Below are 22315 nucleotides of genomic sequence, written 5' to 3' on the forward strand. Positions count from 1 at the left end.
CCTTCACTCCCGATGGTCGTGGGTCTGGGTGATACGGCCCTGTTCCACGTGGAACAAAGCGACTGGCGTTTCCGTCTGCCAGCCTTCCCTCAATAATTCGTGGTCTACACAGGTGATGAACACCTGGCAGCGTAATTCTTCAAGCAAGCGGCAAAGCGCGCGGCGGTGTTGCTCGTCGAGTTCTGACGGCAAGTCGTCCACAAGATAAATACATTGACCGCGGCGTGCCTGGCTGACGAGATGCCCCTGGGCAATACGCAACGCGCACACCACCAGCTTCTGCTGGCCACGGGAAAGGATATCCGCAGCGTTGTGGGCGCCCAGTCGCAAGCGCAAATCAGCGCGTTGCGGTCCAGCCTGGGTGTGGCCCATCTGTTGGTCACGAAGCAGGGAAGTACCGAGCACCTCGGAGAGGTCCCGCTCCTTATCCCAGCCGCGGTAGTAACTGAGGGTCAAACCTTCCAGCTCGACGAGCTCACTGAGGGTCTGCTCAAACACCGGCTTCAATGCCTTGATATAGGCCCGGCGGTATTCATCAATTTCAGCACTGGCCAGGCATAACTCCCGGTCCCATGCAGCTTGCGAAGCAGCGTCCAGTGTACCATGCCGCAGCCATGAGTTTCTTTGCTTCAGGGCCTTCTGCAGTCTTTGCCAGGTGGCCATGAAGCGCGGTTCCACGTGGAACACACCCCAGTCCAGGAACTGCCGGCGTATTTTTGGAGCCCCTTCCAACAGGCGAAAACTGTCCGGGTTGATCAGCTGCAACGGCAGGATTTCCGCCAGCTGCGCCGCACTGCGGGCGTTCTGCCCGTCGATCCGGATGGTGAAATCGCCTTGCCGCTCCCGCGAGACACCCAACGCGGCGTGGCCGCCTTCGTTCAATTCGACCTGGCCGAACACCGTGCACGCGCCTTGCTCGTACTGGATGACGGGCAACAGCCGGGTACTTCGGAACGAACGCGCCAGCCCCAGCAGGTGGATGGCCTCCAGCACGCTGGTCTTGCCACTGCCATTGGTGCCGTACAGGATGTTGATGCGGGGGGAGGGGGAGAAGGTCACCGGGTGCAGGTTGCGCACCGCGGTGACAGAGACACGACTGAGGGACATTAGAGTCTGCTGGGCAAGTTACAGGCGCATCGGCATGACGACGTACGCGGAGTCATCGTTGTCCGATTCCTGTACCAGCGCACTGCTGTTGGAGTCGGACAGGATCAGACGCACTTGCTCAGTGGTCATCACGCCCAGCACGTCCAGCAGGTAGCTGACGTTGAAGCCGATTTCCAGCGAACCACCGTTGTAGTCCACGCCCACTTCTTCTTCCGCTTCTTCCTGCTCAGGGTTGTTGGCCTGAATCTTCAGCTGGCCGGCGGCCAGTTGCAGACGGATGCCGCGGTACTTCTCGTTGGACAGGATCGCGGTACGGCTGAACGCTTCGCGCAGGGCCTGGCGGTCGCCCAGCACCAGCTTGTCACCGCCTTTTGGCAGCACGCGCTCGTAGTCCGGGAACTTGCCGTCGACCAGCTTGGAGGTGAAGGTGAACTCGCCGGTGGTAGCACGGATGTGGTGCTGGCCCAGGACGATGCTGACGGTGCCATCCGGCTCGGTCAGCAGGCGCGCCAGCTCAAGGATACCCTTGCGCGGCACGATGACCTGGTGGCGGCCGTCATGGGTGATGTCGGCTTTCATCGAGCACATGGCCAGACGGTGGCCGTCGGTGGCCACGGCGCGCATCAGGCCGTTGGACACTTCCAGCAGCATGCCGTTGAGGTAGTAGCGCACGTCCTGCTGGGCCATGGCGAAGCTGGTGCGCTCGATCAGGCGGCGCAGGCGGCTCTGCTCCAGGCTGCAGGTCAGCGAGCCCGGGCCTTCTTCAACAGTCGGGAAGTCGTTGGCCGGCAGGGTCGACAGGGTGAAACGGCTGCGACCGGCCTTGACCACCAGCTTCTGCTCGTCGACCTTGATGTCGATGAGCGCGTCGTTGGGCAAGCTCTTGCAGATGTCCATCAGCTTGCGCGCAGGCACGGTGATTTCGCCCTGCTCGGCAGGCTCTTCCAGTTGCACGCGGCCAACCAGTTCGACTTCAAGGTCGGTACCGGTAAGCGACAGCTGCTGGCCTTCGACCACTAGCAGTACGTTGGACAATACCGGCAAGGTCTGGCGGCGCTCGACGACGCCCGCGACCAGTTGCAGGGGTTTCAACAGGGCTTCGCGTTGAATGGTGAAATGCATGGTCTAGTCCCTTGCCTTTAATAAGCTGCGCTGACGTTCATCAAGTAGTCAGCGTCCGCAGCAGGTTCTTGTAGTCCTCGCGGATATCCGCGTCGGATTCCTTGAGTTCGTTGATCTTGCGGCAGGCGTGCAACACGGTGGTGTGGTCGCGGCCGCCAAACACATCGCCGATTTCCGGCAGGCTGTGGTTGGTCAGTTCCTTGGACAGGGCCATGGCTACCTGACGCGGGCGGGCCACCGAACGCGAGCGGCGCTTGGACAGCAGATCGGAAATCTTGATCTTGTAGTACTCGGCCACGGTGCGCTGGATGTTATCCACACTCACCAACTTGTCCTGCAGCGCCAGCAAGTCCTTGAGCGATTCGCGAATCAGCTCGATGGTGATGTCACGCCCCATGAAGTGCGAGTGGGCGATGACGCGCTTGAGCGCACCTTCCAGCTCACGCACGTTGGAACGAATACGCTGGGCAATGAAGAACGCCGCGTCGTGCGGCAGCTCGACTTTGGCCTGGTCTGCCTTCTTCATCAGAATGGCGACACGGGTTTCCAGTTCCGGCGGCTCGACGGCCACCGTCAGGCCCCAGCCGAAGCGGGACTTGAGACGCTCTTCCAGGCCTTCGATTTCCTTCGGGTAGCGGTCGCTGGTGAGGATCACCTGCTGGCCGCCTTCAAGAAGGGCGTTGAAGGTGTGGAAGAACTCTTCCTGGGAACGCTCCTTGCGGGCAAAGAACTGAATGTCATCGATGAGCAGCGCGTCCACCGACCGGTAGAAGCGCTTGAACTCGTTGATCGCGTTCAGCTGCAGGGCCTTGACCATGTCGGCGACGAAACGCTCGGAGTGCAGGTACACAACCTTGGCATTGGGGTTCTTCTTGAGCAGGTGGTTACCCACGGCGTGCATCAAGTGAGTCTTACCCAAACCTACGCCCCCATAAAGGAAGAGCGGGTTGTAGCCATGCTTGGGGTTGTCGGCAACCTGCCAGGCGGCCGCACGGGCCAGCTGGTTGGATTTACCTTCGACGAAGTTCTCGAACGTGAACGTGCGGTTCAGGTAGCTGGTGTGCTTGAGCGCACCTTCTACCTGGACGTTGCGCTGTTCCGCGCGCACGGGTGCCTGCTGCGAAGCGGCGCCGGCCATGGAGTCGAAGCTGTCACGCGAAGGCTCTTCGCTGACGCTGGCCACGGCGGCGGGCGCAACTGCAGGTTCCTGAACCGGAGCGGCGACGGGCGCGGGTTGCTGCTGCGCCGCCTGCGAGGCAGCCACGGCGGCGGCCAACGGTGCGTTGGGGGCGGCACGAGGCGCCGAGCTGCGACGGCTGCCTATTAATAAGGAGAGCGCCGGCGCGATTCCGCTGCCGTGCTCGCCCAGGAGTTCAAGCAGGCGTCCCAGGTACTTTTCATTGACCCAGTCCAGCACAAAGCGATTGGGCGCATACACACGCAACTCGTCGCCTTCGGCTTCGACCTGTAGCGGACGGATCCAGGTGTTGAATTGCTGGGCAGGCAGTTCATCGCGCAGAAGCTCCACGCACTGCTGCCAAAGTTCCACTGACACGGATATCCCCTGAGTTGAAAGCCGGAGAGGCAAAAAACGATCCCCATTGTACCGGCGCCGAGCACACTTATCCACATGTAGGTGGGGTGTACATAGAGGCAAATCAGCACGTGCACGAAGAAAAATAGTTTTGCCGGGCTGTGAATAAACTCTGTGGATAACCACCACTGAGCTTTCTGCACAAGTGGGGGTCGAAAACTGTGCATAACTCGCCTGTGTATAAGTACGCCTTTCATGCACAGCTTTTCCGAGGTCACAGCACAGCCGCAGCACCGCTTCTCGACAGGGTTACCATTCCCTGTATGCTACGTAAACAAAGGCCTGCAGGGTGTTATCCACAGAAAGGTGCGTGCCTAAGTTCTATAAGCTCTTCAAAAAAGCTTTAAATACGCTCCTTCTTATTTTTATGTTTACCGCGGGTTTTGCCAGTCAGACCGACGGTCATGCCTATGTAAAGGAAAAGCTGGTTGGAAATTGACCTGAGGCCTTGCTTTCACTAGAATCGCCGGTCTCTTAAAACGGGGACCATTCCGGCCCGTTGTGGACGAACCAGGTAACACGCCATGAAACGTACTTTCCAACCCAGCACCATCAAACGCGCCCGCACCCACGGCTTCCGTGCTCGCATGGCCACCAAAAACGGCCGTGCCGTTCTGTCGCGTCGCCGTGCCAAAGGCCGTGCGCGTCTGGCAGTTTGATCACTCGGCACTGGGGGTGAGTCAGGACTACAGTCGGGAAAAGCGTCTTCTGACAGCCCGACACTTCAAAGCGGTCTTTGACTCCCCAACCGGCAAGGTTCCAGGGAAAAACCTGCTGCTCCTTGCGCGCGAAAACGAGCTCGATCACCCTCGTCTGGGGTTAGTGATCGGGAAAAAGAGCGTCAAGCTCTCCGTTCAGCGCAACCGACTCAAACGCTTGATGCGCGACTCGTTCCGCCTGCACCAGGAGCTCCTGGTTGGCTGGGATATCGTCATCGTCGCGCGGAAAGGTTTGGGTGACGTCGAAAACCCGGAACTGCACCAGCATTTTGGCAAGCTCTGGAAGCGACTAGCCCGCAGTCGGCCCGCCCCAGCAGTGAAGACCGAAACTGAAGGGGTAGACAGTCAAGATGCGTAAACTGGCCATCGTTCCGATCCAGTTTTACCGCTATGCCATCAGCCCTTTGATGGGCAATCACTGTCGTTTCTACCCCAGTTGTTCCTGCTACGCGCTGGAAGCCATCGAAATCCATGGACTCCTACGCGGCAGCTGGCTGACCCTACGTCGTCTGGGTCGTTGCCACCCCTGGCACGCCGGTGGTCTTGACCCGGTTCCGCCAGCCCCATCTCCCCGTAATTCTTCGATAGCCGAGTAATCATGGATATTAAACGCACGATCCTGATCGCCGCCCTGGCAGTCGTGTCCTACTCCATGGTCCTGAAATGGAACCAGGACTATGGTCAGGCTGCCTTGCCGACTCAGAATGTTGCTACCAGCACTGGCGCATCGGATTTGCCCGAAGCCCCGTTGGCTAACAATGCTCAAGCGAGTGCCGACGTACCCAGCGCCCCTTCTGCCAACGCGCCCGCGCCAACCCTGGCCCCGGATGCCGGCAGCAAGAACCTGATCCGCATCAAGACCGATGTCCTGGATCTGGCTATCGATCCAAACGGGGGCGACATCGCCCAGTTGACCTTGCCGGAATACCCGCGCCGCCAGGACCATCCTGACGTGCCGTTCCAGCTGTTCGACAACGGCGGCGAGCGCACCTACCTGGCCCAGAGCGGCCTGGTCGGCACCGACGGCCCGGACTCGCGTTCCACCGGTCGCCCGCTGTACAGCACCGAACAGAAGAGCTACCAACTGGCTGACGGCCAGAACGAACTGGTCGTGGACCTGAAGTTCTCGTCCAATGGCGTCAACTACATCAAGCGCTTCACCCTGGACCGTGGCGAGTACGACCTGAAGGTCAGCTACCTGATCGACAACCAGGGCACCACGCCGTGGTCGGGCAACCTGTTCGCACAACTCAAGCGTGACAACAGCGCCGACCCATCGTCGAGCACCGCCACCGGCACCGCGACCTACCTGGGCGCCGCCCTGGGTACTCCGGCCGAGCCCTACAAGAAGATATCGATGAAAGATATCGACAAGGGCTACCTGAAGGAAACCGTTCAGGGTGGTTGGGTAGCCTGGCTGCAGCACTACTTCGTCACGGCGTGGATTCCGAACCATTCGGACAACAACGCCATGTCGACCCGCAAGGACAGCGCGGGCAACTACATCATCGGCTTCACTGGCCCGACCCTGACCGCCGCACCTGGCGCCAAGGTGGAAACCAGCGCCGTGCTGTACGCAGGTCCCAAGATCCAGGACAAGCTGAAAGAGCTGGCGCCTGGCCTGGAACTGACCGTCGACTACGGCATCCTGTGGTTCATTGCCCAGCCAATCTTCTGGCTGCTGAAACATATCCACATGCTGCTGGGTAACTGGGGCTTCTCGATCATCGTCCTGACCCTGATGATCAAGCTGCTGTTCTTCCCGCTGTCGGCTGCCAGCTACAAGTCGATGGCGCGCATGCGTGCCGTGGCCCCGCGCCTGGCCCAGCTGAAGGAACAGTTCGGCGATGACCGTCAGAAACTGTCCCAGGCCATGATGGAGCTGTACAAGAAAGAGAAGATCAACCCGCTGGGTGGCTGCCTGCCGATCGTGGTGCAGATGCCGGTCTTCCTGTCGCTGTACTGGGTACTGCTGGAAAGCGTCGAGATGCGCCAGGCGCCTTGGCTGCTGTGGATCACCGACCTGTCGATCAAGGACCCGTTCTTCATCCTGCCGATCATCATGGGCGCGACCATGTTCATCCAGCAGCGCCTGAACCCGACGCCGCCGGATCCGATGCAGGCCAAGGTGATGAAGCTGATGCCGATCGTCTTCACCTTCTTCTTCCTGTGGTTCCCTGCAGGTCTGGTGATGTACTGGGTGACCAACAACACCCTGTCGATCCTGCAACAGTGGTACATCACTCGTGGTATCGAGGCGAAAAGCAAGAAAGCTGCCGCCTGAACAGGTTGATCATCTAACCTGTGGATAAACGCCCCATTCGTGGGGCGTTTTGCTATCTGTCGATTTATTGAGGCCTGCCCCATGAACACTCCCCGTGAAACCATTGCCGCCATCGCCACCGCCCAGGGCCGCGGCGGCGTGGGTATCGTGCGCATTTCCGGGCCACTGGCCAGCGCCGCGGCGCAAGCCATCGCCGGCCGCCAGCTGACCCCGCGCCACGCCCACTACGGGCCCATGCGCACCGCCGACGGCGAGGTGATCGATGAAGGCCTGGCGCTGTATTTCCCGGGCCCCAACTCGTTCACCGGCGAAGACGTGTTGGAACTGCAGGGCCACGGCGGCCCGGTGGTGCTGGACATGCTGTTGCAGCGCTGCCTGGAGCTGGGTTGCCGCCTGGCGCGGCCGGGGGAGTTCAGTGAGCGGGCGTTCCTCAACGACAAGCTCGACCTGGCCCAGGCCGAAGCCATCGCCGACCTGATCGAGGCCAGCTCTGCCCAGGCCGCGCGCAACGCCGTGCGCTCCCTGCAGGGTGCGTTTTCCCGCCGTGTGGACAACCTCACCGAGAAACTCATCGCCCTGCGTATCTACGTGGAGGCGGCCATCGATTTCCCGGAGGAGGAAATCGACTTCCTCGCCGATGGTCATGTGCTGAGCATGCTCGACGACGTGCGCGACAACTTGTCCACAGTGATGCGCGAAGCGGGGCAGGGCGCATTGCTGCGCGACGGCATGACGGTGGTCATCGCTGGCCGCCCGAACGCTGGCAAGTCCAGCCTGCTGAACCTGCTGGCAGGCCGCGAAGCGGCCATCGTCACCGACATCGCCGGCACCACCCGGGATATCTTGCGCGAACATATCCACATCGACGGCATGCCGTTGCACGTGGTGGACACCGCAGGCCTGCGTGACACCGACGACCAGGTGGAAAAGATTGGCGTGGAACGGGCGCTCAAGGCCATCGGCGAGGCTGACCGCGTGCTGCTGGTGGTGGACGCCAGCGCCCCCGAAGCCAATGACCCGTTCGCGTTGTGGCCGGAATTTCTCGAAACCCGCCCGGACATGGCCAAGGTCACGCTGATTCGCAACAAGGCTGACCTCACCGGTGAGGCTGTGGATATGCAGCAAAGCGCCGATGGCCACGTGACCATCAGCCTCAGCGCCAAGGACGAAGGCCAGGGCCTGGACCTGCTGCGCGAGCACCTGAAGGCGTGCATGGGGTATGAACAGACCGCCGAAAGCAGCTTCAGCGCCCGCCGCCGGCACCTGGACGCCCTGCGCCACGCCAGCCAGGCCCTGGAGCACGGCCGTAGCCAGCTGACCCTGGCGGGCGCCGGTGAACTGCTGGCCGAGGATTTGCGCCAGGCCCAGCATTCCCTGGGTGAGATCACCGGTGCCTTCAGCTCCGACGACCTGCTGGGCCGGATCTTCTCGAGTTTTTGTATCGGGAAGTAACCGTCACTGCGCTGTGGATAACTGAAAGCTCATCACCGTGCCACTGGGCGTGCCCGCGCCCAGCTGGATATCACTGCCATGCAGCTGCAGCATGCGCTTGACGATAATCAGCCCCAGCCCGCCGCTTTCCGGCGAGCTGCGCGACATGGCCGAGGCGCGGGTGAACAGCCCGGCACGCAATTCAGGGGCGATGCCCTTACCGGTGTCGATGATCGCCACCTGGACTTCCGCCGCCTGGCCCAACAGACGCACGATAATCCGTGTGCCGGGTGGGTTGTGGCGGATGGCGTTGTCCAGCAGGTTGGTCAGCACCCGTTCGATCATCCCCAGGTCGGCATTCACTGCCGGCAGGGCCTGGGGCATGTCCACTTCCAGGCGTTGCTGGCGCGCCTCGGCCGCCAGTTCGAACTTCTGCAACACATCCTGCACCAGGTCGGGCAGGGCAAAGGTCTCTGCCTGTGGATGAACCAGCCCTGACTCCAGCCGCGCCAGCTCGAACAACTCCTGCGCCAGCCGTCCCACCTTGCGGCTTTGCCCCAGTGCCACGTCCAGGTAATGGCGGCGCTCGTCGGCGCTGAGGCTCTCATCTTTGATTCGCAATGTTTCCAAATACCCGTGCAACGAGGTCAGGGGGGTGCGCAGGTCATGGGAAATGTTGGCCACCAGGTCGCGGCGCTGCTGGTCCTGGCGGGTCAATTCCTGCCATTGCTCGGCGATGCGCTGGCCCATCTGGGCGAACGCTGCGCTGAGCACGCCAATCTCGTCACCTTTATCCACAGGCTGGGCGGTGAGGGCCGCAGCTTTGTGGCCGTTGGCGTCGAACTCACGCACAGTCTGCGTCAGTGCTTTCAACGGCCGCGTGATGAGCCGGAACGCCACCAGGCCCATGATCAGGCTCAGCACTACCATGAAACACATTGTCCACAGGGCCACGCGCAACGTTGAGTCCCGGGCGAGTGCGGCAGCCAGGGCATCGTGCGCTTCGCCCTGCAGCACCACGTACACATACCCACCGTCGCGGCCACCCACCTGCACCGGTGCGGCGCTGAATACTTTATCCACAGCCAGGTTGCGCGGGTCCTGGCCCAGCACAGGCAGCGCCGCCCCCTCCAGAAACTTATGCACAGGGCCAAGATCCACGGTCTTGCGCTTGAGGTTATCGTCCGGGGCGCCGTTGCCGACGATTCTGCCGTCCCTGGACAGCAAGTACAGTTCGACCGAGGGGTTCACCGCCATCAGCTTGTCGAACAGCTCATGCACCGCCTCCGGGCGCCAGCCGCTGGCATCCATGAGCTGCGCGGTGCCGGCGATGTGCGCCGCCAGGCCGCTGGACAGGCGCTGCACCACTTCCTGCTCATGCCGCGTGCTGGCGCTGATCTGCAGCCAGATGGCCACGCCGCTGCACGCCAGCAGCAGTGCAGCGAATACCAGCGACAGGCGCTGGCTGAGGGACAGGAACTTCACGAGGTGGCCTCCGCAGCCGCCGGCATGGCGGCGAACTTGTAGCCGCGCCCCCACACCGTGAGGATGCGCCGCGGGGCTGCCGGGTCTTCCTCGATCTTGGTGCGCAGGCGGTTGATGTGGGTATTTACCGTGTGTTCATAGCCATCATGTTGATAACCCCACACCTCGTTGAGCAGGTCCATGCGCGAAAACACCTGGTCGGGGTGGCGAGCGAAGAAATACAGCAGGTCGAACTCCCGTGGCGTCAGGCCCAGGGCCTTGCCGTCGAGGCTGATTTCCCGGGCTACCGGGTCGATGCTCAAGCCATGAGTTATCAACAGGCCCGATTCCAGCCGTGCGTTGCGCGCCATGGCATCGGTGCGGCGCAGCAGGGCACGCACCCGCGCCACCAGTTCGAGCATCGAGAACGGCTTGGCCAGGTAGTCGTCGGCGCCCAGTTCCAAACCAAGGATGCGGTGCATCTCGCTGGACCGCGCGCTGGTGATGATGATCGGCGTGTAGCGCGCCATGGCCCGGGCGCGCTTGCAGATTTCCAGGCCGTCGATGCCCGGCAGCATCAGGTCGAGCACCAGGGCATCCCACTGGCCCTCCTCAAGCATGCGCACCCCCAGGTTGCCGTCGGCGGCGTGTTCCACCACGTAGCCTTCGTCGCGCAGGTGCAGGCGCAGCAAATCGGCGATGTGGGCGTCGTCCTCGACGATGAGCACGCGTTTTGGCCGTTCCATATGCAGTTATCCCCAGGCAGCTGATAGCTCATTGTGGCGAAAAAACCGCGCCGCAGTTATCACATTTAATTTAACTCTGCGTGAGGACTTGGCGACCGGGCGCCACCAACAATGGCTCCCATCACCTTTGCTACCTGGAGCCCGCCATGGCCCGCACAGCAACCCTGCAGCGTTATTCCAGCCACCCCGGCTGGCTGCGCCTGACCCATTGGTTGAACGCGCTGGCGGTGCTGGTCATGGTCACCAGCGGCTGGCGCATCTTCAACGCCTCGCCGTTCTTCGACTTCAGCTTCCCGGCTGCCCTGACCCTGGGCGGTTGGCTGGGCGGGGCCCTGCAATGGCATTTCGCGGGGATGTGGCTGCTGTTTCTCAACGGCGTGTTGTTCCTGATGCTTAACATTGCCACCGGCCGTTTGTTCACGCGCTTCTTTCCACTGTCGCCCCGTGGCGTGCTGAGGGATTTATCCACAGCACTGCGCGGCAAGCTCGCCCATGATGACCTCAGCCACTACAACCAGGTGCAACGGCTGGCCTATCTGTTCGCGATTGTCGATGTCGCCCTGTTGATAATGTCCGGGCTGGTGCTGTGGAAGTCCGTGCAGTTCGGCCTGCTACGCGAGTTGCTGGGCGGCTACGAAGCCGCACGCCGCGTGCATTTCATCGCCATGGCCCTGCTGATGGCCTTCGTGGCGGTGCACCTGGTGATGGTAGCCGTGGTGCCGCGCACCCTGCTGCTGATGATTACCGGCAAAGGGGGCAAGGCATCATGACTGTGGATAAGTCCATCCTCGATGAAGCCCGCAAGCTGCTGGCGCCGCGTATCCATGACCTCAGCCGGCGCAAATTCCTGGTGCGCAGCCTGACCCTGGGCGGGGTAGCCATGCTTAGCGGCTGTAACATCAGCGACGACAAGCACGTGGAAAGCGCATTGGCGGGTATGTCGCGCTTCAACGACCGGGTCCAGGGCTGGCTGTTCGACCCCAAGGCGCTGGCGCCGGTGTATGACGAGGCAATGATCACCCGGCCATTCCCGTTCAACGCGTTCTACGGCGAGGACGAAGCCCCCAGCGTGGAAGCGGCGAGCTACCGCCTGGAGGTCACCGGCCTTGTGGCGGACAAGCGCAGCTGGCGCCTTGAGGAGCTGCATGCCATGGCCCAGGTCGACCAGATCACCCGGCATATCTGCGTGGAAGGCTGGAGCGCCATCGGCCGCTGGGGCGGCGTGCGTTTCAGCGATTTCCTGCAGCGGGTAGGCGCCGACACCAGCGCCCGCTTTGTCGGCTTCAAATGCGCCGACGACTATTACACCAGCATCGACATGGCCACCGCCCTGCACCCGCAGACGCTGCTGGCGTTGACCTACGACGGCCAGACCCTGCCGCGCCAGTACGGCTTCCCGATGAAGCTGCGCATGCCCACCAAGCTTGGCTACAAGAACCCCAAGCATATCCAGGCGATCTTCGTCACCAACACCTACCCCGGCGGCTACTGGGAGGACCAGGGCTACAACTGGTTCGGCGGCAGCTGACGGCTCGTTATCCACAGCACGGCATCCGCGGTGCTTTCAACCCACGCGACAAGGAGCACTACCATGAAAAAAATATCCACAGTCGTACTGACCATGTGCCTGGCACTGGGCACTGCTGGCGCCTACGCGGCAGACACCATGAGCAGCGGTTCCATGAGCAACGACAGCATGTCCAGCGGCTCGATGTCCAAGGACGCCATGAGCAAGGACAGCATGAAGAAAGACACCACCATGAAGAAGGATGCCATGACCAAGGACAGCATGAAAAAGGATGCAATGAAGAAAGACAGCATGTCCAAGGACGGGATGAGCAAGGATTCCATGAGCAAGGATCAGTGAGCTGACGGGGCGCCGGCGCGGTTATCCACACCCCGGCTGGCGCCCCTTCGTTGGAGACTGCGATGAAAGCGATTTTCCGTAGCGTGCTGGCCGCCGCCATCTTGTCCACAGCCGCCTGTGCCCAGGCGGCGGAGTCGGCCGTGGTGATCGACCCACCCAAGGTCGATGAGAGCACAAAAACTGTCCACAGCGAGACCGCGGTATTCGCCGGCGGCTGCTTCTGGGGCGTGCAGGGCGTATTCGAACATGTGAAAGGGGTGAGCCAGGCGGTGTCCGGCTATGCCGGTGGGCTGGCGCGTACCGCCCACTATGAAGAGGTGGGCTCGGGCGAGACTGGCCACGCCGAGTCGGTAAAGGTGACCTATGACCCCACGCAGATCACCTACGGGCAACTGCTGCAGATCTACTTCTCGGTAGCCCACGACCCGACCCAGCTCAACCGCCAGGGCCCGGACAGCGGCACCCAGTACCGTTCCACCATCTTTGTCGCCGATGCCGAGCAACGTCAGGTGGCCCAGGCCTACATCGCCCAGCTGGATGCGGCCCACGCCTTTGGCAAACCGCTGGCCACCACGGTGGAAAACCTCAATGGCTTCTTCCCGGCCGAGGCCTACCACCAGGACTACCTGGTGCAGAACCCTGGCAGCTTCTACATCATGGTCAACGACCAGCCAAAAATCGCCAACCTGGCCAAGCTGTTCGCCAATCGCTACCGCGAAGACCCGGTGCTGGTCAGCCGCTAGCCCGGTTATCCACCTGTGGATGAAATACCAGCCGCCTTCGGGCGGCTTTTTTGTGCCCGGCGGTCACGCAAATCTATCAACAACCCCGAAATAAGCCCTGTGGAAAACCCCGCTTCAGCTCTGGTGATAAGCACGCCTCAAAGCTGGTGACAACCGGCCCTGTGGGTAAGTGGTGTTTTCATCCACAGGTTTAAAGCGCTTATCCAAGGGCCTCATGGCCACATGACCACAGGGTTCAATTTCTCTGTACAGTACGCCGTTAAAGGGCTGTAGAACTTTATCCACAGATAGGGCGGTGCATAAGAATAAACATAAAAACAAAGCTTTAATAAATTTCTTTCTCTTTTTTTATTTTTAGATCCCGATCCTGCCGCTCATCCCCAGCTGGTTAAATTTTGTGCAAAAGGTTCCTATAGAGGGGGGTAAGTCCCTATACTGGTGAGCTATCCCAATTACCCATCAATGAACAGGCACGAGGTGCGTGGTGGATTTCCCTTCCCGTTTTGAAGTGATCGTCATCGGCGGCGGCCATGCCGGAACCGAGGCTGCGCTTGCGTCAGCACGCATGGGCGCAAAAACCCTGCTGTTGACACATAACGTGGAAACCCTCGGGCAAATGAGCTGCAACCCCGCGATTGGCGGCATCGGCAAGAGCCATCTGGTCAAAGAGATCGATGCGCTCGGCGGCGCCATGGCGCTGGCCACCGATAAGGGCGGCATTCAGTTCCGCGTGTTGAACAACCGCAAGGGCCCGGCCGTGCGTGCCACCCGGGCACAGGCCGACCGCATCCTGTACAAGGCAGCGGTACGCGAAATCCTGGAAAACCAGCCCAACCTGTGGATATTCCAGCAGTCGTGCGACGACCTGATCGTCGAGCAGGACCAGGTGCGTGGCGTGGTTACCCAGATGGGCCTGCGTTTCTTTGCCGACTCCGTGGTATTGACCGCCGGTACCTTCCTGGCCGGACTTATCCACATCGGCCTGGAAAATTACTCGGGCGGCCGCGCAGGGGACCCACCCTCCACCGCGCTGGCGCGTCGGCTGCGTGAATTCCCACTGCGCGTGGGCCGCCTGAAAACCGGTACGCCGCCGCGCATCGATGGCCGTTCGGTAGATTTCTCGGTAATGACCGAGCAACCTGGCGACACGCCGATTCCGGTCATGTCGTTCATGGGCTCCAAGGAACTGCACCCACGCCAGGTCAGCTGCTGGATCACCCACACCAACGCCCGTACCCACGAGATCATCGCCGCCAACCTCGACCGCTCGCCCATGTATTCGGGCGTGATCGAAGGCGTCGGCCCGCGTTACTGCCCGTCCATCGAAGACAAGATCCATCGGTTTGCCGACAAGGAAAGCCATCAGGTGTTCATCGAGCCGGAAGGCCTGACCACCCATGAGCTGTATCCGAACGGCATCTCGACGTCGCTGCCTTTCGACGTGCAACTGCAGATCGTGCGTTCGATCCGCGGCATGGAAAACGCCCACATCGTTCGCCCTGGCTACGCCATCGAATACGACTACTTCGACCCGCGCGACCTGAAGTACAGCCTGGAGACCAAGGTCATCGGCGGCCTGTTCTTCGCGGGCCAGATCAACGGCACCACGGGTTACGAAGAAGCCGGTGCCCAAGGCCTGCTGGCCGGGACCAACGCCGCGCTGCGTGCCCAGGGCCGTGATGCCTGGTGCCCGCGCCGCGACGAGGCGTACATCGGCGTGCTGGTCGACGACCTGATTACCCTGGGTACCCAGGAGCCGTACCGCATGTTCACCTCGCGCGCCGAATACCGGCTGATCCTGCGCGAAGACAACGCCGACCTGCGCCTGACCGAGAAAGGTCGCGAACTGGGCCTGGTCGACGACGCCCGCTGGGCGGCCTTCTGCGCCAAGCGCGAAGCCATCGAGCTGGAAGAACAGCGGCTGAAAAGTACCTGGGTTCGCCCGGGCACCGAGCGCGGTGATGCCATTGCCGAGAAATTCGGCACGCCACTGGGCCACGAATACAACCTGATGAGCCTGCTGACTCGCCCGGAAATCGACTACAACGGCCTGATCGAGGTGACCGGTGAAGGTGCCGTTGATCCGACCGTGGCCGAACAGGTCGAGATCAAGGCCAAGTACGCCGGCTACATCGACCGTCAACAGGACGAGATCGCCCGCCTGCGCGCCAGCGAAAACACCAAGCTGCCTGTGGATATCGACTACGCTGCGATTTCCGGCCTGTCCAAGGAAATCCAGGGCAAGCTGGGGATAACTCGGCCCGAGACCCTGGGCCAGGCTTCGCGCATCCCGGGCGTGACCCCGGCGGCGATTTCCCTGTTGATGATTCATTTGAAAAAACGCGGCGCTGGCCGTGAGTTGGAGCAAAGCGCTTGAGTTCTATGGTCACCCCACACCACTCGCAGGAATTGGCCCAAGGGGCACGGGAACTGGGCGTCGAACTGAGCCAGGCCCAGCACGATCAGCTGCTGGCCTACCTGGCCCTGTTGATCAAGTGGAACAAGGCCTACAACCTGACCGCCGTGCGCAACCCCGACGAGATGGTGTCGCGCCACCTGCTGGACAGCCTCAGCGTGATCGCCCACATCGGTGAAGGCGAGCGCTGGCTGGACGTGGGCAGCGGTGGCGGCATGCCTGGCGTGCCGCTGGCCATCCTGTTCCCGGAAAAGAAAATCACCTGCCTGGACAGCAACGGCAAGAAGACCCGCTTCATCACCCAGGTCAAGCTGGAGCTGAAGCTGGACAACCTGCAGGTTATCCACAGCCGGGTCGAAGCGTTCCAGCCCGAGCTGCCGTTCAACGGAATTATTTCGCGGGCTTTCAGCAGCCTGGAAGACTTCAGCAACTGGACACGCCACCTGGGCGACACGAATACGCGCTGGTTGGCAATGAAAGGGCTGCATCCTGCCGATGAGCTGGTAGCATTACCGGCAGATTTTCACCTCGAAAGCGCACAGGCCTTGACCGTACCGGGTTGCCAAGGCCAACGTCATCTGCTGATACTGCGCCGCACGGCATGATTGGGAACACACGCAAGAATGGCTAAGGTATTCGCGATAGCGAACCAGAAAGGTGGTGTGGGCAAGACCACCACCTGCATCAACCTCGCAGCATCGCTGGTCGCGACCAAGCGCCGCGTGCTGCTGATCGACCTCGATCCACAGGGCAACGCCACCATGGGTAGCGGTGTGGATAAGCACGGCCTGGAAAACTCGGTCTACGACCTGTTGATCGGCGAGTGCGACCTGAACCAGGCCATGCACTTCTCCGAACACGGCGGCTACCAGCTGCTGCCGGCCAACCGCGACCTCACCGCGGCCGAAGTGGTGCTGCTGGAAATGCAGATGAAGGAGAGCCGCCTGCGTACCGCGCTGGCGCCTATCCGCGAAAGCTACGACTACATCCTGATCGACTGCCCGCCGTCGCTGTCCATGCTCACCCTCAACGCCCTGGTGGCGTCCGATGGCGTGATCATCCCCATGCAGTGCGAGTACTTCGCCCTGGAAGGCTTGAGCGACCTTGTGGATAACATCAAGCGCATCGCCGAGCTGCTGAACCCGGAACTGAAGATCGAAGGCCTGCTGCGGACCATGTACGACCCGCGCCTGAGCCTGATCAACGATGTGTCCGCGCAGCTCAAGGAGCACTTCGGCGACCAGCTGTACGACACGGTGATCCCGCGCAACGTACGCCTGGCAGAGGCGCCGAGCTTCGGCATGCCGGCACTGGCCTACGACAAGCAATCGCGTGGTGCGCTGGCCTACCTGGCCCTGGCGGGCGAGATGGTTCGTCGCCAGCGCCGCCAAACTCGCGCTGAAAAAGCCTAAGGAATCCACATGGCCGTGAAGAAACGTGGTCTCGGACGTGGACTGGATGCCCTGCTTAGCGGGCCTACCGTCAGCGCACTGGAAGAACAGGCCGTCAAGGTCGACCAGAGAGAATTGCAGCACCTGCCCCTGGACGTGATCCAGCGCGGCAAATACCAGCCACGCCGGGACATGGACCCGCAGGCGCTGGAAGAACTCGCCCACTCGATCAAGAGCCAGGGCGTGATGCAGCCGATCGTGGTGCGTCCGATCGGCAACAACCGTTTCGAGATCATCGCCGGTGAACGCCGCTGGCGCGCGAGCCAGCAGGCCGGCATGGACACCATCCCGGCCATGGTCCGCGACGTGCCCGATGAAGCGGCCATCGCCATGGCGCTGATCGAGAACATCCAGCGCGAAGACCTCAACCCGGTGGAAGAAGCCATCGCGTTGCAGCGCCTGCAGCAGGAATTCCAGCTGACCCAGCAACAGGTCGCCGATGCGGTGGGCAAGTCGCGGGTCACCGTGGCCAACCTGCTGCGCCTGATCACGCTGCCCGAAGTCATCAAGACCATGCTCGCCCACGGCGACCTGGAGATGGGCCACGCCCGTGCTCTGCTCGGTCTGCCGGATGAACAGCAGGTTGAGGGGGCGCGACATGTTGTCGCACGTGGCCTCACCGTGCGCCAAACCGAGGCACTGGTTCGCCAATGGCTCAGCGGCAAGCCTGAGCCGGTCGAATCGAGCAAACCTGATCCGGACATAACCCGCCTTGAGCAGCGCCTGGCAGAGCGTCTGGGCTCTGATGTGCAGATACGCCACGGGCAGAAGGGCAAGGGCCAGCTGGTGATCCGTTACAACTCCCTGGATGAGCTTCAGGGCGTGCTCGCCCACATTCGCTGAAACAATCCTTCTGTAGCGCGCAGTCGGAAATCACTACCGAGCAGTTGAATAGGGGCTGAACCGCCCCTATACTCTGCGCGCATTTTGTCGGCACAAATTATGCCAAGTCACTGATTTTGGCGAGCCGACTCACGAGGAGCAATTGTGATGGAAACCCGCACGCCAAACCGCCTGCCCTTCCATCGCTTGGCGGTATTTCCGGTATTGCTGGCTCAATGTGTCGTGTTTCTGTTGGCAGCCTTGGCGTTGTGGCAGTGGCGCGGGGCAGTCACTGGATATTCAGGCCTCCTCGGGGGACTGATTGCCTGGTTGCCGAATTTGTATTTTGCTCACAAGGCGTTCCGGTTTACCGGAGCCCGAGCCGCGCAAGCCATCGTCCGGTCGTTCTACGCTGGCGAGGCAGGCAAATTGATTTTGACGGCAGTGCTGTTCGCGCTGACGTTTGCAGGAGTGAAGCCATTGGCGCCGTTGGCAGTATTCGGTGTCTTCGTGCTGACCCAACTGGTCAGCTGGTTCGCACCCCTGCTGATGAAAACAAGACTTTCGAGACCTTAGGGCGTTTGAGGCAACCATGGCAGCAGAAACCGCTTCGGGCTATATCCAGCACCACTTGCAGAACTTGACCTTCGGTCAACTACCAGACGGCGGCTGGGGCTTTGCCCACTCCGCAGCACAAGCCAAGGAAATGGGCTTTTGGGCATTCCACGTCGACACCCTCGGCTGGTCTGTGGCCCTGGGCCTGATTTTCGTCCTGATTTTCCGCATGGCGGCGAAAAAGGCGACTTCCGGCCAGCCTGGCGCGCTGCAGAACTTCGTCGAAGTGCTGGTAGAGTTCGTCGACGGCAGCGTCAAGGACAGCTTCCACGGCCGTAGCGCCGTGATCGCTCCCCTGGCACTGACCATTTTCGCCTGGGTGTTCCTGATGAACGCCATCGACCTGATCCCGGTCGACTGGATTCCTCATCTGGCCGCCGCTATCTCTGGCGATCACGAGATTCCGTTCCGCGCAGTGTCCACCACTGACCCGAACGCCACCCTGGGCATGGCCCTGTCGGTGTTCGCGCTGATCATTTTCTACAGCATCAAGATCAAGGGCATCGGTGGCTTCCTGGGCGAACTGACCCTGCACCCGTTCAGCAGCAAGAACATGCTGGTTCAGATCATCCTGATCCCGGTCAACTTCCTGCTTGAATTCGTGACCCTGATCGCCAAGCCAATCTCTCTGGCCCTGCGACTGTTCGGCAACATGTATGCCGGCGAGCTGGTGTTCATCCTGATCGCAGTGATGTTCGGCAGCGGTCTGCTGTGGCTGAGCGGTCTGGGCGTTGTACTGCAGTGGGCGTGGGCTGTGTTCCACATCCTGATCATCACCCTGCAGGCCTTTATCTTCATGATGCTGACCATCGTCTACCTGTCGATGGCGCACGAAGAGAACCATTAAGACCCGCCTGGCGTGTCTGATGACCCTTCCACCCCGGTGGAAGGGTGCCCTTGGGGGGAGTCTGCCGGGGCTGCTGCAAAAACGATTTGTTTTACCGCTTTAATCTAAAAAACCTAACCAATACGACGTAAAAGTCGGGAGGAAAGATGGAAACTGTAGTTGGTCTAACCGCTATCGCTGTTGCTCTGCTGATCGGCCTGGGCGCTCTGGGTACTGCTATCGGCTTCGGCCTGCTGGGCGGCAAATTCCTGGAAGGCGCAGCTCGCCAGCCAGAAATGGTTCCAATGCTGCAAGTTAAAATGTTCATCGTTGCCGGTCTGCTCGACGCCGTAACCATGATCGGTGTTGGTATCGCTCTGTTCTTCACCTTCGCGAACCCCTTCGTTGGTCAACTCGCTGGCTAATCTCTCGAACCTTCGAGCTGATTGGTGTGAACAAAGAACGAGCGAGGTGTTGGCGTGAACATTAATGCAACCCTGATTGGCCAGTCCGTTGCGTTCTTCATTTTTGTACTGTTTTGCATGAAGTTCGTGTGGCCTCCGGTCATCGCGGCTTTGCAAGAACGTCAGAAGAAGATCGCGGATGGACTGGACGCTGCACAACGAGCAGCTCGCGACCTGGAGCTGGCCCAAGACAAAGCGGGTCAGCAACTGCGCGATGCTAAAGCTCAGGCAGCCGAAATCATTGAGCAAGCCAAGAAACGCGGCGCTCAGATCGTCGACGAGGCCCGTGAACAGGCCCGTGTCGAAGCTGATCGCGTGAAGGCTCAGGCTCAGGCCGAGATCGAGCAGGAACTGAACGGTGTCAAAGACGCGCTGCGTGCCCAAGTGGGTGCTCTGGCCGTAGGCGGTGCCGAGAAGATCCTGGGCGCCACAATCGATCAAAACGCGCACGCGGAGCTGGTTAACAAACTGGCTGCAGAAATCTAAGCGAGGGCGATCATGGCAGAACTGACCACGTTGGCCCGACCTTACGCTAAGGCAGCCTTCGAGCATGCCCAGGCCCACCAGCAACTGGCCAATTGGTCAGCCATGCTCGGCCTGGCTGCTGCGGTGTCGGAAGACGACACCATGCAGCGCCTGCTCAAGGCCCCGCGACTGACGAGCGCACAAAAGGCCGCCACTTTCATTGAAGTGTGCGGTGAAAAGTTTGATAGCCAGGCACAGAATTTCATTCATGTTGTCGCGGAAAACGACCGTCTCCTGCTGTTGCCGGAGATCGCCGCTCAGTTCGACCTGTACAAGGCCGAGCTCGAGAAATCCGTGGACGTGGAAGTAACCAGTGCTTTTGCATTGAACGACGAACAGCAAGACAAACTCGCCAAGGTTCTCAGTGCACGGCTCGGCCGAGAAGTGCGACTGCACGCCGCGCAAGATGCCTCCCTCATCGGGGGTGTTGTCATTCGCGCTGGCGACCTGGTAATCGATGGTTCAGTGCGTGGCAAACTCGCGCAGCTGGCCGAAGCATTGAAATCTTGAGTTTGAAGGGGCAGCAGAGCAATGCAGCAACTCAATCCTTCCGAAATAAGTGAAATTATCAAGGGCCGCATCGAAAAGCTCGATGTGACCTCCCAAGCCCGTAACGAAGGCACTGTCGTCAGCGTATCTGACGGTATCGTGCGGATTCACGGTCTGGCCGACGTCATGTACGGCGAGATGATCGAGTTTCCGGGCGGCGTCTTCGGCATGGCCCTCAACCTGGAGCAGGACTCCGTAGGTGCCGTTATCCTCGGTGCTTACCAGTCCCTGGCCGAAGGCATGAGCGCCAAGTGCACTGGCCGCGTCCTGCAGGTTCCGGTTGGTAAGGAACTGCTGGGTCGCGTCGTCGACGCACTGGGTAACCCTGTTGACGGCAAAGGTCCACTGGGCAACACCGAGACCGACGCGGTCGAGAAAGTTGCACCGGGCGTGATCTGGCGTAAGTCGGTAGACCAGCCTGTACAGACTGGCTACAAGTCGGTTGACGCCATGATCCCTGTCGGCCGTGGCCAGCGTGAGCTGATCATCGGTGACCGCCAGATCGGCAAGACCGCCATGGCGATCGACGCGATCATCAACCAGAAAAACAGCGGCATCTTCTGCGTGTACGTGGCAATCGGTCAGAAACAATCGACCATCGCCAACATCGTGCGCAAGCTGGAAGAGAACGGCGCCCTGGCCAACACCATCGTTGTTGCCGCCAGCGCTTCGGAATCCGCCGCACTGCAATACCTGGCGCCGTACTCCGGCTGCACCATGGGTGAATTCTTCCGCGACCGCGGTGAAGACGCGCTGATCGTCTATGACGATCTGTCGAAGCAAGCAGTGGCCTACCGCCAGATTTCCCTGCTGCTGCGCCGTCCACCAGGCCGTGAAGCCTACCCAGGTGACGTGTTCTATCTCCACTCCCGTCTGCTGGAGCGTGCATCGCGCGTTTCGGAAGAGTACGTAGAGAAGTTCACCAACGGTGCAGTGACTGGCAAGACCGGTTCCCTGACCGCACTGCCGATCATCGAAACCCAGGCTGGCGACGTTTCCGCGTTCGTTCCGACCAACGTGATTTCCATCACCGACGGTCAGATCTTCCTGGAATCGGCCATGTTCAACTCGGGCATCCGCCCTGCAGTGAACGCCGGTGTTTCGGTATCCCGTGTGGGTGGTGCCGCTCAGACCAAGATCATCAAGAAGCTGTCCGGTGGCATCCGTACCGCTCTGGCTCAGTACCGTGAACTGGCTGCATTCGCCCAGTTCGCTTCTGACCTGGACGAAGCCACCCGCAAGCAACTGGAGCACGGTCAGCGCGTTACCGAGCTGATGAAGCAGAAGCAATACGCTCCTATGTCCATCGCGGACATGGCGCTGTCGCTGTACGCCGCTGAGCGTGGTTTCCTGACTGACGTCGAAATCGCCAAGATCGGTAGCTTCGAGCAGGCCCTGATTGCTTACTTCAACCGCGATCACGCCGATTTGATGGCGAAGATCAACGTGAAGGGTGACTTCAATGACGAAATCGACGCTGGCATCAAAGCCGGTATCGAGAAGTTCAAGGCCACCCAAACCTGGTAAGCCGCAGCGGGAGCCGCGAGGCTCCCGCTTGCTAACCTGATAG

The 22315-nt window shown here is 60.9% G+C and carries 24 protein-coding genes; 19 read left to right on the forward strand and 5 right to left on the reverse strand.

Annotated features, from left to right (window positions below):
• Positions 1 to 3 precede the first annotated feature (3 nt).
• Genes recF through dnaA form a run of 3 tightly spaced genes read right to left on the reverse strand, consistent with a single transcriptional unit; the run spans position 4 to position 3784 of the window.
• A complete protein-coding gene (gene recF / locus AC0Z2B_RS11010) occupies positions 4 to 1107 on the reverse strand; it encodes a DNA replication/repair protein RecF (protein WP_476296639.1) in 1104 nt (367 codons plus the stop codon).
• An 18-nt stretch (positions 1108 to 1125) separates the two neighbouring features.
• Positions 1126 to 2229 carry a DNA polymerase III subunit beta gene (gene dnaN / locus AC0Z2B_RS11015; RefSeq protein WP_027980937.1) on the reverse strand — a complete coding sequence of 368 codons (1104 nt, stop codon included), beginning with the start codon at positions 2227 to 2229 and terminating at the stop codon, positions 1126 to 1128.
• A 40-nt stretch (positions 2230 to 2269) separates the two neighbouring features.
• The gene (dnaA, locus tag AC0Z2B_RS11020) at positions 2270 to 3784 is read right to left on the reverse strand and encodes a chromosomal replication initiator protein DnaA (RefSeq protein WP_416421659.1); all 1515 of its coding nucleotides are present in this window, start codon (positions 3782 to 3784) and stop codon (positions 2270 to 2272) included.
• Between the two features lie 563 nt (positions 3785 to 4347).
• Between dnaA and rpmH the strand changes: the two genes are divergently transcribed.
• From rpmH to mnmE, 5 genes are all read left to right on the forward strand, one after another.
• Positions 4348 to 4482, forward strand: coding sequence for a 50S ribosomal protein L34 (gene rpmH / locus AC0Z2B_RS11025; protein WP_003213577.1), 135 nt, complete (start codon positions 4348 to 4350; stop codon positions 4480 to 4482).
• 16 nt (positions 4483 to 4498) lie between these two features.
• The gene (gene rnpA, locus AC0Z2B_RS11030) at positions 4499 to 4900 is read left to right on the forward strand and encodes a ribonuclease P protein component (protein WP_476296641.1); all 402 of its coding nucleotides are present in this window, start codon (positions 4499 to 4501) and stop codon (positions 4898 to 4900) included.
• Complete coding sequence (gene yidD / locus AC0Z2B_RS11035) at positions 4893 to 5138, forward strand: membrane protein insertion efficiency factor YidD (RefSeq protein WP_416421657.1); 246 nt, start codon at positions 4893 to 4895, stop codon at positions 5136 to 5138. Before rnpA ends, yidD begins: the two co-directional genes overlap by 8 nt.
• Before the next feature lie 2 nt (positions 5139 to 5140).
• The gene (yidC, locus tag AC0Z2B_RS11040; protein ID WP_476296643.1) at positions 5141 to 6826 is read left to right on the forward strand and encodes a membrane protein insertase YidC; all 1686 of its coding nucleotides are present in this window, start codon (positions 5141 to 5143) and stop codon (positions 6824 to 6826) included.
• Between the two features lie 81 nt (positions 6827 to 6907).
• The gene (gene mnmE, locus AC0Z2B_RS11045) at positions 6908 to 8278 is read left to right on the forward strand and encodes a tRNA uridine-5-carboxymethylaminomethyl(34) synthesis GTPase MnmE (protein WP_416421655.1); all 1371 of its coding nucleotides are present in this window, start codon (positions 6908 to 6910) and stop codon (positions 8276 to 8278) included.
• Positions 8279 to 8281: 3 nt separating this feature from the next.
• Here mnmE and AC0Z2B_RS11050 read toward each other — a convergent pair whose 3' ends face one another.
• Positions 8282 to 9742 carry a sensor histidine kinase gene (locus AC0Z2B_RS11050; protein WP_476296645.1) on the reverse strand — a complete coding sequence of 487 codons (1461 nt, stop codon included), beginning with the start codon at positions 9740 to 9742 and terminating at the stop codon, positions 8282 to 8284.
• Positions 9739 to 10467: a response regulator transcription factor gene (locus tag AC0Z2B_RS11055; RefSeq protein ID WP_476296647.1), complete on the reverse strand. Its 729-nt coding sequence runs from the start codon at positions 10465 to 10467 to the stop codon at positions 9739 to 9741. Before AC0Z2B_RS11055 ends, AC0Z2B_RS11050 begins: the two co-directional genes overlap by 4 nt.
• A 146-nt stretch (positions 10468 to 10613) precedes the next feature.
• Here AC0Z2B_RS11055 and AC0Z2B_RS11060 point away from each other — a divergent pair, with 146 nt between their 5' ends.
• From AC0Z2B_RS11060 to atpA, 14 genes are all read left to right on the forward strand, one after another.
• Positions 10614 to 11237 carry a cytochrome b/b6 domain-containing protein gene (locus AC0Z2B_RS11060; protein WP_476296649.1) on the forward strand — a complete coding sequence of 208 codons (624 nt, stop codon included), beginning with the start codon at positions 10614 to 10616 and terminating at the stop codon, positions 11235 to 11237.
• Positions 11234 to 11995 carry a molybdopterin-dependent oxidoreductase gene (locus AC0Z2B_RS11065; protein ID WP_476296651.1) on the forward strand — a complete coding sequence of 254 codons (762 nt, stop codon included), beginning with the start codon at positions 11234 to 11236 and terminating at the stop codon, positions 11993 to 11995. The genes AC0Z2B_RS11060 and AC0Z2B_RS11065 overlap by 4 nt, the downstream gene beginning before the upstream one ends.
• A 63-nt stretch (positions 11996 to 12058) precedes the next feature.
• On the forward strand, positions 12059 to 12334 hold the full coding sequence (locus AC0Z2B_RS11070) for a pentapeptide MXKDX repeat protein (RefSeq protein WP_416421650.1): 276 nt from the start codon (positions 12059 to 12061) through the stop codon (positions 12332 to 12334).
• A 62-nt stretch (positions 12335 to 12396) separates the two neighbouring features.
• Positions 12397 to 13077, forward strand: a complete 681-nt coding sequence (gene msrA, locus AC0Z2B_RS11075) for a peptide-methionine (S)-S-oxide reductase MsrA (protein WP_476296653.1) — start codon at positions 12397 to 12399, stop codon at positions 13075 to 13077.
• 484 nt (positions 13078 to 13561) lie between these two features.
• Positions 13562 to 15454, forward strand: a complete 1893-nt coding sequence (gene mnmG / locus AC0Z2B_RS11080; RefSeq protein WP_476296655.1) for a tRNA uridine-5-carboxymethylaminomethyl(34) synthesis enzyme MnmG — start codon at positions 13562 to 13564, stop codon at positions 15452 to 15454.
• 5 nt (positions 15455 to 15459) lie between these two features.
• Positions 15460 to 16098: a 16S rRNA (guanine(527)-N(7))-methyltransferase RsmG gene (gene rsmG, locus AC0Z2B_RS11085; protein ID WP_416427507.1), complete on the forward strand. Its 639-nt coding sequence runs from the start codon at positions 15460 to 15462 to the stop codon at positions 16096 to 16098.
• An 18-nt stretch (positions 16099 to 16116) separates the two neighbouring features.
• Positions 16117 to 16905, forward strand: a complete 789-nt coding sequence (locus AC0Z2B_RS11090) for a ParA family protein (RefSeq protein ID WP_416421647.1) — start codon at positions 16117 to 16119, stop codon at positions 16903 to 16905.
• Positions 16906 to 16914: 9 nt separating this feature from the next.
• Positions 16915 to 17787: a ParB/RepB/Spo0J family partition protein gene (locus tag AC0Z2B_RS11095; RefSeq protein WP_416421646.1), complete on the forward strand. Its 873-nt coding sequence runs from the start codon at positions 16915 to 16917 to the stop codon at positions 17785 to 17787.
• A 147-nt stretch (positions 17788 to 17934) separates the two neighbouring features.
• The gene (locus tag AC0Z2B_RS11100) at positions 17935 to 18342 is read left to right on the forward strand and encodes a F0F1 ATP synthase subunit I (RefSeq protein ID WP_027980923.1); all 408 of its coding nucleotides are present in this window, start codon (positions 17935 to 17937) and stop codon (positions 18340 to 18342) included.
• Between the two features lie 16 nt (positions 18343 to 18358).
• Complete coding sequence (atpB, locus tag AC0Z2B_RS11105; protein WP_027980922.1) at positions 18359 to 19228, forward strand: F0F1 ATP synthase subunit A; 870 nt, start codon at positions 18359 to 18361, stop codon at positions 19226 to 19228.
• A 146-nt stretch (positions 19229 to 19374) separates the two neighbouring features.
• A complete protein-coding gene (gene atpE / locus AC0Z2B_RS11110; protein WP_002555987.1) occupies positions 19375 to 19632 on the forward strand; it encodes a F0F1 ATP synthase subunit C in 258 nt (85 codons plus the stop codon).
• A 54-nt stretch (positions 19633 to 19686) separates the two neighbouring features.
• Positions 19687 to 20157, forward strand: a complete 471-nt coding sequence (locus AC0Z2B_RS11115) for a F0F1 ATP synthase subunit B (protein ID WP_008367083.1) — start codon at positions 19687 to 19689, stop codon at positions 20155 to 20157.
• Between the two features lie 12 nt (positions 20158 to 20169).
• Positions 20170 to 20706 (forward strand): F0F1 ATP synthase subunit delta, encoded by a 537-nt coding sequence (locus tag AC0Z2B_RS11120; protein WP_416421645.1) that lies wholly within the window; start codon positions 20170 to 20172, stop codon positions 20704 to 20706.
• A 21-nt stretch (positions 20707 to 20727) separates the two neighbouring features.
• Positions 20728 to 22272, forward strand: a complete 1545-nt coding sequence (gene atpA / locus AC0Z2B_RS11125; RefSeq protein WP_416421644.1) for a F0F1 ATP synthase subunit alpha — start codon at positions 20728 to 20730, stop codon at positions 22270 to 22272.
• The last annotated feature ends 43 nt before the right edge of the window (positions 22273 to 22315 follow it).

The sequence above is a fragment of the Pseudomonas sp. GYB4201 genome (assembly GCF_056312595.1).